8 protein-coding genes and 2 pseudogenes are annotated in these 12,295 nt (G+C 68.2%); 1 reads left to right on the forward strand and 9 read right to left on the reverse strand.

The window, feature by feature from the left end:
* Nucleotides 1-207 precede the first annotated feature (207 nt).
* The 8 genes and pseudogenes from FGD71_RS48675 to FGD71_RS10425 all read right to left on the reverse strand — a co-directional run.
* Nucleotides 208-424 (reverse strand): annotated as a pseudogene (locus FGD71_RS48675) (flavodoxin-dependent (E)-4-hydroxy-3-methylbut-2-enyl-diphosphate synthase); the annotation flags it as partial.
* Between the two features lies 1 nt (nucleotide 425).
* A pseudogene (gene ispG / locus FGD71_RS10395) lies at nucleotides 426-1,412 on the reverse strand (flavodoxin-dependent (E)-4-hydroxy-3-methylbut-2-enyl-diphosphate synthase); the annotation flags it as partial.
* 183 nt (nucleotides 1,413-1,595) lie between these two features.
* Nucleotides 1,596-2,900, reverse strand: a complete 1,305-nt coding sequence (locus tag FGD71_RS10400) for a M50 family metallopeptidase (RefSeq protein WP_119100120.1) — start codon at nucleotides 2,898-2,900, stop codon at nucleotides 1,596-1,598.
* Nucleotides 2,897-4,234 carry a 1-deoxy-D-xylulose-5-phosphate reductoisomerase gene (gene dxr, locus FGD71_RS10405; RefSeq protein ID WP_119100121.1) on the reverse strand — a complete coding sequence of 446 codons (1,338 nt, stop codon included), beginning with the start codon at nucleotides 4,232-4,234 and terminating at the stop codon, nucleotides 2,897-2,899. The genes FGD71_RS10400 and dxr overlap by 4 nt, the downstream gene beginning before the upstream one ends.
* Before the next feature lie 130 nt (nucleotides 4,235-4,364).
* On the reverse strand, nucleotides 4,365-7,130 hold the full coding sequence (secA, locus tag FGD71_RS10410) for a preprotein translocase subunit SecA (RefSeq protein ID WP_119100143.1): 2,766 nt from the start codon (nucleotides 7,128-7,130) through the stop codon (nucleotides 4,365-4,367).
* Between the two features lie 59 nt (nucleotides 7,131-7,189).
* Nucleotides 7,190-7,747, reverse strand: coding sequence for a hypothetical protein (locus FGD71_RS10415; protein ID WP_140935856.1), 558 nt, complete (start codon nucleotides 7,745-7,747; stop codon nucleotides 7,190-7,192).
* Nucleotides 7,748-7,790: 43 nt separating this feature from the next.
* On the reverse strand, nucleotides 7,791-9,728 hold the full coding sequence (locus tag FGD71_RS10420) for an acyl-CoA dehydrogenase family protein (RefSeq protein WP_119100123.1): 1,938 nt from the start codon (nucleotides 9,726-9,728) through the stop codon (nucleotides 7,791-7,793).
* Between the two features lie 148 nt (nucleotides 9,729-9,876).
* Entirely contained in the window at nucleotides 9,877-10,782 is a 906-nt protein-coding gene (locus FGD71_RS10425; protein WP_240436506.1) for a GH12 family glycosyl hydrolase domain-containing protein, read from the reverse strand.
* Nucleotides 10,783-10,873: 91 nt separating this feature from the next.
* On the opposite strand from FGD71_RS10425, the gene FGD71_RS10430 reads away from it, so the two are divergent.
* The gene (locus FGD71_RS10430; protein ID WP_119100125.1) at nucleotides 10,874-11,365 is read left to right on the forward strand and encodes a carboxymuconolactone decarboxylase family protein; all 492 of its coding nucleotides are present in this window, start codon (nucleotides 10,874-10,876) and stop codon (nucleotides 11,363-11,365) included.
* 122 nt (nucleotides 11,366-11,487) lie between these two features.
* Here the strand turns inward: FGD71_RS10430 and FGD71_RS10435 are convergent, their stop codons facing one another.
* Nucleotides 11,488-12,282 (reverse strand): aminotransferase class IV, encoded by a 795-nt coding sequence (locus FGD71_RS10435; protein WP_119100126.1) that lies wholly within the window; start codon nucleotides 12,280-12,282, stop codon nucleotides 11,488-11,490.
* Nucleotides 12,283-12,295 lie beyond the last annotated feature (13 nt).

Consider the following 12,295-nt stretch of genomic DNA (forward strand, 5'->3'; position numbering starts at 1 on the left):
TATCGGCCTGGCGGCCTCGTCCTCAAGCGCCGGACGGGCTGATGAGTGCTGGCCCGGGCTCGAATACTTCAAGCCTCTCCGGCGTTTGAGGAGCGGGGGTCCAGGGGGGGGCAGAGCCCCCTGGCGGGGTCTGGGGCGGAGCCCCGGAAGGATGAGAGGGGCAGGGGCGGCGGGGGCGAAGAAACCCGTGCCGACCCGCGGCGCCGGTCAGCCCGCGACCGAGATCGAGGGCTCGCCCGAAGCGATACCGTCCGCTTCCATCTGCTCGGCGATCTTCATCGCCTCCTCGATCAGGGTCTCGACGATCTTCGACTCGGGCACGGTCTTGATGACCTCGCCCTTGACGAAGATCTGCCCCTTGCCGTTGCCGGAGGCGACGCCGAGGTCGGCCTCACGGGCCTCGCCCGGGCCGTTGACGACGCAGNGCCGAGGTCGGCCTCACGGGCCTCGCCCGGGCCGTTGACGACGCAGCCCATGACCGCGACGCGCAGCGGTACCTCCATGCCCGTCAGACCGGCCGTGACCTCCTCGGCCAGCTTGTAGACGTCCACCTGGGCGCGGCCGCAGGACGGGCACGACACGATCTCCAGACCGCGCTGGCGGAGGTTCAGCGACTCCAGGATCTGGTTGCCGACCTTGACCTCCTCCACCGGAGGGGCCGAAAGGGAGACGCGGATCGTGTCACCGATGCCCTCGCTCAGCAGCGCGCCGAAGGCGACCGCCGACTTGATCGTGCCCTGGAAGGCGGGGCCCGCCTCCGTCACGCCCAGGTGCAGCGGGTAGTCGCAGGCGGCGGCCAGCTGGCGGTAGGCGTTGACCATCACCACCGGGTCGTTGTGCTTGACGGAGATCTTGATGTCCCGGAAGTCGTGCTCCTCGAAGAGGGACGCCTCCCACAGGGCGGACTCGACGAGCGCCTCGGGGGTCGCCTTGCCGTACTTCTGGAGCAGCCGACGGTCCAGCGAGCCCGCGTTGACGCCGATGCGGATCGGGGTGCCGTGGTCCTTGGCGGCCTTGGCGATCTCCTTGACCTTGTCGTCGAACTGCTTGATGTTGCCGGGGTTGACGCGGACCGCCGCGCACCCCGCCTCGATCGCCGCGAAGACGTACTTCGGCTGGAAATGGATGTCGGCGATGACCGGGATCTGCGACTTCTTCGCGATCACCGGCAGCGCGTCCGCGTCGTCCTGGGTCGGGCAGGCCACCCGTACGATCTGGCAGCCCGACGCCGTCAGTTCGGCGATCTGCTGGAGGGTGGCGCCGATGTCCGACGTCCGCGTCGTCGTCATGGACTGCACCGAGACGGGTGCGTCTCCGCCCACGGCCACGGTTCCGACCTGGATCTGCCGGCTCTGCCGGCGCTCGGCGAGTTTGGTCGGAACGGACGGCATGCCGAGAGAAATCGCAGTCATCTGCTGTGCAACCCCAAGTTGTGGATCAAGGTCTGGTCCCGGAACAACGGGCTCCAGGCTCCGAGATTACGGCACGGACACGGACCGGGGCACGCGGCGTCCCCGGTGACAACGCCGGATGGCGGGGCACCGGGCATGGCGCCCTGGTCCCCCGCCATCCGAATGGGCAGGCCTCGGAGTCGGTCAGCTGATGCGGACGGGGTTGACCACATCGGCCACCAGGACGAGCAGGGTGAAGCAGATGAAGATCCCGGCCACCACATACGCGACGGGCATCAGCTTCGCCACGTCGAACGGCCCCGGATCCGGCCGCCGCAGCACCTTCGCCGTGTTCCGCCGCAGCGACTCCCACAGGGCGCCCGCGATGTGCCCGCCGTCGAGCGGGAGCAGCGGGAGCATGTTGAACAGGAAGAGGGAGAGGTTGAAGCCCGCGACGAGGAACAGCATCATCGCGATCTGGTTCTCCGGCGGGATGTCGAGCGTGAAGACCTCGCCGCCGACGCGGGCCGCGCCCACCACGCCCATCGGGGAATCCGGCTCGCGCGGACCGTCGCCGAACGCCGCGTCCCACAGGGCGGGGATCTTGGACGGCAGTGAGATCAGCGACTCGACGCCGTTCTCCATCATGTCGCCCATGCGGTCCACGGACTGCGAGAACGACTGCTGGACGATGCCTGAGGCGGGGGTGAAGCCGAGGAAGCCGGCGTACACGTACTTGCCCTCGACATAGCCGCCGTCGCCGTCGGTCTTGCTGACCTGGTTGCGGATCAGGTGGGCCTGCAGATCGAGCCGCTCGCCCTTGCGCTCGACGGTGAGGGTGACGTCCTTGCCGGGGTTGGCGCGGATGTCGGACTGGAGCGCGGACCAGTCCTCGATGGGCTTGCCGTTGAACGCGAGGATCTTGTCGCCCAGCTTGAGGCCGGCTGCCTTGGCGGGGGCCGCCTGGTCGCCCTTCTCGCACTTGGTGCGGTTCTCGCTCTGCTGGATGACGCAGTCGGAGACCTTGCCGACCGTGGTGGTCTGGGTCTGGACGCCGAAGGTCATCATCACGCCGAGGAAGATCGCGACGGCCAGGATCAGGTTCATGAAGGGGCCGGCGAACATCACGATCACGCGCTTCCAGGGCTTGCGCGTGTAGAAGAGGCGGTTCTCGTCACCGGGGCGCAACTCTTCGAAGGACTGTGCGCGGGCGTCCTCGATCATGCCGCGCCACGGCGAGGTGGAGCGGGCCTCGAGCTTGCCGTCCGGGCCCGGCGGGAACATACCGATCATGCGGATGTAGCCGCCGAGCGGGATCGCCTTGACCCCGTACTCGGTGTCGCCCTTCTTCCGCGACCAGATGGTCGGGCCGAAACCGACCATGTACTGCGGCACACGGATGCCGAAGAGCTTGGCCGTGGAGAGATGTCCCAGCTCGTGCCAGGCGATCGAGAAGAGCAGGCCGATCGCGAAGACGATTATGCCGAGGATCATCATCAGGGTCGTCATGCACGAGCCTCCGCCGTGGTCGTCTGCGCTGTGGTCGTCCGCGCTGTGTAGTGCGTCTTCTGCGTCTTCGTCAGTTCCCGTGCCCTGGCGCGTGCCCAGGTCTCCGCTTCGAGGACGTCGGCGACGGTGAGTGAGGTTCCCGCACGGTGGGGGTCCCCCCGCTCGAGCGAAGCCGAGAGTGGGGGAGTGCCGTGCTCCTCCACCACCCTGGTCACGGTCTCCATGATCCCGTTGAAGGGCAGGGCGCCGTTCAGGAACGCGTCCACGCACTCCTCGTTCGCGGCATTGAACACGGCCGGGGCCGTTCCGGCGAGTTTCCCGACATGCCGGGCGAGCCCCACCGACGGGAACGCGTCGTTGTCGAGCGGGAAGAAGTCCCAGCTCGACGCCTTCGACCAGTCGAAGGCGGGCGCGGCGTCGGGCACGCGCTCGGGCCAGCCAAGCCCGATGGCGATCGGCCCGCGCATGTCGGGGGGTGTCGCCTGGGCCAGCGTCGATCCGTCCGTGAACTCCACCATCGAGTGGACATACGACTGCGGGTGCACGACCACCTCAATCCGCTCGAAGGGAATGTCGTAGAGGAGGTGTGCCTCGATGACTTCGAGCCCCTTGTTGACGAGGGTCGCGGAGTTGATGGTGATGACCGGGCCCATGGCCCAGGTGGGGTGCGCGAGGGCGTCCTCGGGGGTGACGTCGGCGAGTTCGGCCTTCGTACGTCCTCTGAAGGGGCCGCCGGAAGCGGTGACGACGAGCTTGCGCACGTCCGCTCGGGTGCCCGCGGCGAGCGCCTGGAACAGGGCGGCGTGCTCGGAGTCGACCGGGATGATCTGACCCGGCTTGGCCAGCGCCTTCACCAGCGGGCCGCCGACGATGAGCGACTCCTTGTTGGCGAGCGCGAGGGTGCGCCCCGCCTCGAGCGCGGCCAGGGTGGGCGCGAGCCCGATCGACCCGGTGATCCCGTTGAGCACGGTGTGGCACTCGGAAGCGGCGAGCTGTGCGGCCGCGTCCGGCCCGGCGAGGATCTCGGGAAGCGGCTCCCCGGCTCCGTACTGCGCGCTCAGGGCCTCCCGCAGCGCCGGTACGACGTCCTCCCGGGCGACCGCGACGGTACGGACCCGGAGCCGGTACGCCTGTTCCGCCAGCAGCCCCGTCCTCCCGCCCGCCGCGGAGAGCCCTGTGACCCGGAACCTGTCGGGATTGCGGAGCACGAGATCGATGGCCTGGGTGCCGATCGACCCGGTCGATCCGAGGATCACCACGTCCCGGGGGCCGTCTCCGGCCACGGGGTCGAAGACGAGATGCGGATCAGCGAGGGGGGCTGGACTGTCGGTCATCCCCCCATTGTTGCCGCAACCGAGCGACGACAGGACAGGGCATCCCCTCCAGGATGCCTTTGTCAGCATGTGTCACTCGACAAGGCCATATCGCCGGAGCGCGGCTGACGTGCGGCGCCGCCGGCACGGATCACCGCTTGCGTCGGCGGCGGTTTTTCGCCTTCGACCTGGTGGGACGCCCGGACGGGGCCGGCGCGGCGTCGGTGACCGTTTCCGTCGCGGGTGACGATGCCGCGTCGGACGGGGTGAACTTGCCCTCGACCACGCCGTCCGCCGTGTCGAGGGTGGGAGCGCTGAAGCGGAGGTCGTCGCTGCGGTCACGGGGTTCGAGGGTTTCCTGGCCGTCCCGGGCCCTGCCGGAGGCGTCGAGGTTGAAGACGTAGCCGACGGACTCCTCCTTGATGGCTTCGGTCATCGCGGCGTACATCTCGTAGCCCTCGCGCTCGTACTCGATGATCGGTTCGCGGCCGAGGGTCCAGCGCAGGCCGATGCCGTCGCGGAGGTAGTCCATCTCGTAGAGGTGCTCGCGCCACTTCCGGTCGAGGACCGAGAGGACGACGAAGCGTTCCAGGCCCCTGAGCACGTCGGAGCCGAGTTCGGCCTCGCGCTCCTCGTAGCGGGCGTGGGCGTCCTCCTGGATCGCCTCGATCAGTTCGCCGGCGGTGAGGTTCGCGCGCCCGTCCGCCTCGTCCTCCAGGTCCTCGATGGTGACCTGCACCGGGAAGAGCTGTTTGAAGGCGCTCCACAGCCGCTCCAGGTTCCAGTCCTCGGGGAAGCCCTCGGCGGTCTCCTGGGTGATGTAGGCGCTGATGGTGTCGTCCATGAAGTGGACGATCTGTTCGCGCAGGTTCTCGCCCGCCAGGACCCGGCGGCGTTCGGCGTAGATCAGCGTGCGCTGCCGGTTGAGCACCTCGTCGAACTTCAGGACGTCCTTGCGGGACTCGAAGTGCTGCTGCTCCAGCTGGGACTGGGCCGACGCGATGGCGCGCGTGACCATCTTGTTCTCGATGGGCACGTCGTCGGGGACGTTCGCCATCGACATCACGCGGTCGACCACCTGGGCCCGGAACAGGCGCATCAGGTCGTCTTCCAGGGAGAGATAGAAGCGCGACGCACCCGGGTCGCCCTGACGGCCCGCGCGGCCGCGCAGCTGGTTGTCGATACGTCGTGACTCGTGGCGCTCGGTGCCCAGGACATAGAGCCCGCCGAGTTCCTTGACCTCTTCGTGCTCGGCCGCGACGGCGGCGGCGATCTCCTCGCGCACCGTGCCGACCTGGTCCGGGTGCTCCTCCTCGTTGAGGCCGCGCGCCTTCAGTTCGGCGCGCAGCAAAGCCTCCGGATTGCCGCCGAGCATGATGTCGGTACCGCGGCCCGCCATGTTCGTGGCCACGGTGACCGCTCCCTTGCGGCCGGCCTGCGCCACGATCTGGGCCTCGTTCTGGTGGTTCTTGGCGTTGAGTACGTGGCGCGCGATGTCCTGGCGTTTGAGGACGCCCCGTTTCCACAGCATCTCGGACAGCCGCTCGGACTTCTCGACGGATGTGGTGCCCACGAGGATCGGCTGGCCCTTCTCGTGCCGCTCGGCGATGTCGTCCACGATCGCCTCGAACTTCGCCGCCTCGGTGCGGTAGATCTGGTCGGCGTCGTCGTCGCGGACCATCGGCCGGTTCGTGGGGATCGGCATCACGTGCAGCTTGTAGATCTGGTGGAACTCGGCCGCCTCGGTCATCGCCGTACCGGTCATCCCGGCGAGCTTGTCGTACAGCCGGAAGAAGTTCTGCAGGGTGATCGTCGCGAGCGTCTGGTTCTCGTCCTTGACGGTCACCCGTTCCTTCGCCTCGATCGCCTGGTGCAGCCCTTCGTTGTAGCGGCGACCGGCGAGGATGCGGCCGGTGTGCTCGTCGACGATGAGGACCTCGCCGTCGACGACGACGTAGTCCTTGTCCTTCTTGAAGTGCTCCTTGGCCTTGAGGGCGTTGTTGAGGTGGCTGATGAGGGGCGTGTGGTCGGACTCGTAGAGGCTCTCGATGCCGAGCTGGTCCTGGAGGTACTCGACGCCGCTGTCCAGGATCGCCACGGTGCGCTTCTTCGGGTCGTACTCGTAGTCGTGCGTGGCCCGCAGGTCGGCGAGGCGGGCCTTGTCGGCCTGCGTGGTGAAGTTCTCCTCCTGGACGGCGACGCCCTTCATCCGCGTGACCATGCCGGCGAACGCCTCGTACCAGTGCGTCGGCTGGTCGGCAGGCCCGGAGATGATCAGCGGTGTGCGGGCCTCGTCGATGAGGATCGAGTCGGCCTCGTCGACGATCGCGTAGTGGTGGCCCCGCTGTACGAGTTCCTCCTTCGACCCGGCCATGTTGTCGCGCAGGTAGTCGAAGCCGAACTCGGTGTTGGTGCCGTAGGTGATGTCGCACTGGTACTGCTCGCGCCGCTCGGCCGGTGTCGACTCCGCCTTGATGACGCCCACGGTCAGCCCCAGGAAGCGGTACGCCCGGCCCATCCACTCGGCGTCGCGCTGGGCGAGGTAGTCGTTCACCGTGACGAGGTGGACTCCCTTGCCGGTCAGGGCGTTGAGATAGACGGGCAGCGTCGCGACCAGCGTCTTGCCCTCGCCGGTCTGCATCTCGGCGATGCTGCCGGAGTGGAGCGCCGCGCCGCCCATGATCTGTACGTCGAAGTGGCGCATCCCGAGCGTGCGCCGCGCCGCCTCGCGCATCGCGGCGAAGGCCTCCGGCAGCAGATCGTCCAGGCTCTCGCCGTCGGCGTGGCGCTGTTTGAACTCGGGGGTGAGCGCCCGCAGCTCGTCGTCGGTCAGCCCCTGGAATTCCTCCTCCAGGAAGTTGACCTGTTCGGAGATTCGCTGCAACTTGCGCAGCATTCTTCCCTCGCCGGCGCGCATGATCCGGCCGGTGATGCGCTCCAAAGTGGCCACTGGAATTCCCCCTCGACCTGGTAGGGCTAAACCGCGTCCACAAGCATCATTATCCAGCGATTGGCGCGCTGGATAATGTGGACTCCCTGCTGGTTCGCTTTGATCACTTCCCGCAGTACGGGGTCCTTGACCACATCGAGCGCACTACGGAAAAGCTGCTGGATGACGGGCCGTTCGCCCGGCCGCCCCGCGTCGAGGAGGGCGTCGACGTCCCGGAGGTCGAATCTCCTGATCCGTACGGGTTCGAAGGAGGCCACGGGCGGCCTCGGCTCCTCGTCGGTCAGGGCGAGCGCGCAGTCGTTCAGCAGAACGGCGAGCGCGTCCCGGTGCGCCTCGAAGGTCTTCGGCGCACTCTGGCGCAGCTTGTCCGCCAGCGGCAGAACCTCATTGCGCACCGTCCGTAACGCCCGTACCAGATCTGTTTCGTTCAGCTGCCGCCAGGCTTCCTGGCGTGCCCGTGTCAGCTGGACAGAAATTCCCTGACTGTGTTCTTCCCCCGCACCGTGGCGCATCTGTCGTCCCCGTTCGCCATTTTGCTCATTGTTGTCGCACGTCTTCCGTGCGGCAAGCAGCAGAATGGCCACGGGGACAACAGTGGCTTCCTGGGGAAAAGCTCGGTGAATGAGATCAGCGAATGGGTCGGTGAACGTTTTCCCGCTGGGACGGTCCGGGCGTCGCGTCCGCGATCCAGGGGCCCTCGCCGGACGGGTCGATGACGCCCTCCTCCAGCCAGGTGTAGGTGCCGGACAGGACGCCCTTGACCACCTTGTGGTCGAGTTCGTCGGTGTTGGTCCACAGCCTGTCGAAGAGTTCGTCGACACGGATGCGGGCCTGACGGCAGAAGGCGTCTGCGAGCTGGTAGGCCTCGCGGCCGTGGTCCTCGGTGGTGCGCAGGAGCTCGGCGCGTACGCAGGCCGCGCTCATCGCGAACAGTTCCGCGCCGATGTCGACGATCCGGCCGAGGAAGCCCTGCTTGGTCTCCATACGGCCCTGCCAGCGCGACATGGCGTAGAAGGTGGAGCGGGCGAGCTTGCGGGCCGAGCGCTCCACATAGCGGAGGTGGCCGGACAGGTCCACGTGTCCAGCCGGGTGGAATTCCCCGTACGAGCGTGGGAGCTGGCCGGGGCCCGCGACCAGCTTGGGGAGCCAGCGGGCGTAGAAGGCACCGGCGTTCGCGCCCGCCCTGGCCTTGTCGGACAGGGACTTCTCGGGGTCGATGAGGTCACCGGCCACGGACAGGTGGGCGTCGACCGCCTCGCGCGCGATCAGCAGGTGCATGATCTCGGTCGAGCCCTCGAAGATGCGGTTGATGCGCAGATCGCGCAGGATCTGCTCGGCCGGGACCGCCCGTTCGCCGCGGGCGGCGAGCGACGCGGCGGTCTCGAAGCCGCGGCCGCCTCGGATCTGGACCAGCTCGTCGGCCATCAGCCAGCCCATCTCGGAGCCGTACAGCTTGGCGAGGGCCGCCTCGATACGGATGTCGTTGCGATCCTCGTCGGCCATCTGCGAGGAGAGGTCGACCACGGCCTCCAGGGCGAAGGTCGTCGCCGCGATGAAGGAGATCTTGGCGCCCACGGCCTCGTGGAAGGCCACCGGCTTGCCCCACTGCTCACGTGCCGCGGACCATTCGCGGGCGATCTTCAGACACCATTTGCCGGCACCCACGCACATGGCGGGCAGCGAGAGTCTGCCGGTGTTCAGCGTCGTCAGCGCGATCTTGAGACCGGCGCCCTCGGGGCCGATGCGGTTCGCGGCGGGGACGCGGACCTGGTGGAAGCGCGTGACGCCGTTCTCCAGGCCGCGCAGGCCCATGAAGGCGTTGCGGTTCTCGACCGTGACGCCCTCCGAGGAGGACTCCACCACGAAGGCGGTGATGCCGCCCTTGTGGCCCTCGGACTTCGGCACCCGCGCCATCACGACCAGCAGGTCCGCGACGACACCGTTGGTCGTCCAGAGCTTCACCCCGTCGAGGACGTACGAGTCCCCGTCCGGGACGGCCGTCGTGGCGAGCCGTGCCGGGTCGGAGCCCACGTCCGGCTCGGTCAGCAGGAAGGCCGAGATGTCGGTGCGGGCGCAGCGCGGCAGGAAGACGTCCTTCTGCTCCTGCGTGCCGAAGATTTTCAGCGGCTGCGGTACGCCGATCGACTGATGCGCGGACAGCAGCGCGCCGATCGCCGGGCTCGCGGAGCCGACCAGGGCGAGCGCCTTGTTGTAGTACACCTGGGTGAGGCCGAGGCCTCCGTACTTGGTGTCGATCTTCATGCCGAAGGCGCCGAGCTCCTTGAGCCCGTCGATCGTCTCGTCGGGGATCTGTGCGTCCCGCTCGATCCGGGCCGAGTCGATCTTCGTCTCGCAGAAGTCGCGCAGCTTGGCGAGGAACTCCTCGCCGCGCTGCGCTTCCTCGTCGTCGGGCATCGGGTGCGGATGGATCAGGTCGAGCCGGAAGCGGCCGAGGAACAGCTCCTTGGCGAAGCTGGGCTTGCGCCAGTCCTGTTCACGCGCGGCCTCCGCCACCTGGCGGGCCTCGCGCTCGGTGACTGCGGGCTTTCGGAGTGGTGCGGACATGAGGGGCTTCACCTCGCCGCGAGTCGGGATCTTCGGAACAGTTGGTTACTGGCCGGTGCTACTCGATCGTATGTACCCGATTCCGGGCAACCTCACCAGTCTTCGCGCACCGTTCATCCACGCGAACCACCCGGCGAACCGCTGCGCGTCAGCCGATGTCCACCGAGTACGCCTTGGTGTCCAGACGGCCCGAGCCACGGAAGACCTCGGTGCCCGCCTCGATGCCGGAGACGTACTTGTCGTTGCTCAGCAGCTTGCGCCGTACGAGTGCCTGGGTGAAGTCGTCGAGGTTGAGGGTGGCCTTGGTCGTGTTGGCGACCCGGACGAAGGAGTGCACCTTCCAGCCGATGTCGCCCTCGTAGATGTCCCACAGGGCGCCGCCGAGGCTGACGCGGCCGACCTTCGAACCGAGAGGGCCGGCGCCGCCTTGGCGGTTGAGCCAGACCATGATCTCGTCGGTGGGCTTGTCCTGCCAGTCGGCGGTGTTCTTGCTGTGCAGCCACAGGTCGTAGGCGACGTTCATGGTGCCCGGGTTCGAGCTGACCGAGAACTGCCAGCTGGTCCTGATCGCCTTGCGGTCACCCACCCGGATGGGGAGCTCGGTGGACGCCTTGTCGGTCTTCCACCCCCAGTGCCAGCCGAGCACGGAGCTCGCGTAGGACTTCACGGCGTTCTCCTTGCCGGCCTTGCTGGTCCAGCGGTAGTCCGTGCCCCACGCGATGGTGTCGCCCGACCGGGAGTTGTCCCAGACGCACTGGGTGCCGGTGCCGTCGTCCTGGCCCCAGAGGTAGTTGTTCACGTAGTACTTGCCCATCGTGATCGTGTCGAAGGCCGCGCACTTCTTGGCCGATTCGCCGGCCATCGCGACGGTGACGGAGGCGCCCGCCGCCAGGGCGGTGACGGCGGCGGTGGCGATCTTCGCCCTGCGGGAGAGGCGGGGGCGGCGGTGTTGCATGGGGTTTCCTTCCGGGGGCGGTGCGTACGCGTCCTGGTCGCCGCCGGTGGCCGGAAGGTTGCCGAGCGGTCGAGTGCCCTCTCCTCTCCCGGTCGTCACGCCCGTTCCGGTCGTCACGCGCGCCGGAAATTACCGAGGTAATTCAGCCGGATGGCCTGCACGCCCCCCATTACGGGGATAGAGTCGCCCCATGCCCCACAGCGATTCCATATCTCGCGTAGCCCTCAAGAAAATTACCCCCGACGTATCGGGAGCGATGGGCGCCCTGCACGGTGCCGCCGTTTCCGCGGCGCATGACGCCAAACTCGAACCGGAGCTTCTGGAACTGCTCAGGATTCGGGCGTCGCAGATCAACGGCTGCGCCTTCTGCATCGATATGCACACGAAGGACGCCCGCGCCCAGGACGAGACCGAGCAGCGCATCTACGCGCTGAACGCCTGGCGGGAGACCCCGTTCTTCACCGACCGGGAGCGCGCGGCACTGGCGTTGACCGAGGCAGTGACCCTGGTGCACGACGGGCGGGTCCCGAACGAGGTGTACGCCGAGGCGGCCGAGGTCTTCGACGAGGCGCAGATCGCGGCGCTGATCTGGGCGGCCACGGTCATCAACGCGTACAACCGGATCGCCATCGCGACGCGAATGGTTCCGGGCGGTTATGTGCCCAAGCAGAAGAACGGCTGAGCACTCAAAGAGCTGAATCCGAAAATGATTCAACGGCGCCGGGCGAATGAATTCGTCCCGGCGCCTTTCGCCTTCCGGCAGCCTTCGAATTCGGAAATTCTCCGGCTGCGGAACTCAGGATTTCAGTCGGCCGGCAGCGGCTCCATGATGTCGTCCAGCCATTTCTGCCATTCCGGGGCCCGCTCGGCCGGCCCCGCCTCCTTGGGCCGGCCCTCCCAGGCGGCCACCGGACGGATCCCGTGCAGGGCGTTCACCAGCCACACCTCGCGGCCCTCCAGTTCGTCCAGGGTCCGCTCGCGCTGGTCGAGCGGGGTGCCGGTGCGCGCGGCCCGTTCCTGGATGAGTCCGAGGGTGACCCCCGGGAGGAGGGGCAGTCGCGGTGGGGGCGAGCAGAGGGTGTCGTCCTCCCACCACAGCAGACTGGAACTGGCTCCCTCCAGGACGAGGCCCGAGGGTGCGATCAGTACGGCCTCCTCGGCGCCCTGCCCGGCGGCCCGCTGCCGGACCCGGGCGAGGGCGTCCAGGTCGGGGCCCTTGCGGCGGGGCACGGTCCGGGGGTCGGGCTGTCCCGCCGCCCACACCCGTACGTCGGGTGCGAGTTCCGGCGCGTGCCGCAGCAGAAGCCGCAACTGGAGGGATCCTCGGGCGAGCTCGACGCGGGGGAACCACGTTCCCGTGCGCGGCAGGGCCGCGGTCATGTCCCGCCAGAACTCGGCGACTTGTGCGGGCGGCGGGGCGCCGCACTCGGCACAGGCGCGCTCGAAACGCTCGCGGTGCCGGCCGAAGCCCCGCACCTGCCCGTCGCGCAGCAGCCAAGAGTCCGCGGCCAGCAGTCGGGTGTCGGCCGCCAGACCACGGCTGAGACCACTGCCGGGGTTCCAGGCCAACAGGCCCTCCGCGATTGCCGGTTGTGTCACAGAGACTCCTCTC

Origin of the sequence: Streptomyces sporangiiformans, from assembly GCF_005768555.2 — a bacterium.
Taxonomy (GTDB): domain Bacteria; phylum Actinomycetota; class Actinomycetes; order Streptomycetales; family Streptomycetaceae; genus Streptomyces; species Streptomyces sporangiiformans.

What these genes read in the sequence shown, in the direction of transcription:
- FGD71_RS10400 (WP_119100120.1), bottom strand. Translation starts at nt 2,900, where the DNA reads ATGACGACCCTGATGATGATCCTCGGCATAATCGTCTTCGCGATCGGC.
- dxr (WP_119100121.1), bottom strand. Translation starts at nt 4,234, where the DNA reads ATGACCGACAGTCCAGCCCCCCTCGCTGATCCGCATCTCGTCTTCGAC.
- secA (WP_119100143.1), bottom strand. Translation starts at nt 7,130, where the DNA reads ATGCGCGCCGGCGAGGGAAGAATGCTGCGCAAGTTGCAGCGAATCTCC.
- FGD71_RS10420 (WP_119100123.1), bottom strand. Translation starts at nt 9,728, where the DNA reads ATGTCCGCACCACTCCGAAAGCCCGCAGTCACCGAGCGCGAGGCCCGC.
- FGD71_RS10430 (WP_119100125.1), top strand. Translation starts at nt 10,874, where the DNA reads ATGCCCCACAGCGATTCCATATCTCGCGTAGCCCTCAAGAAAATTACC.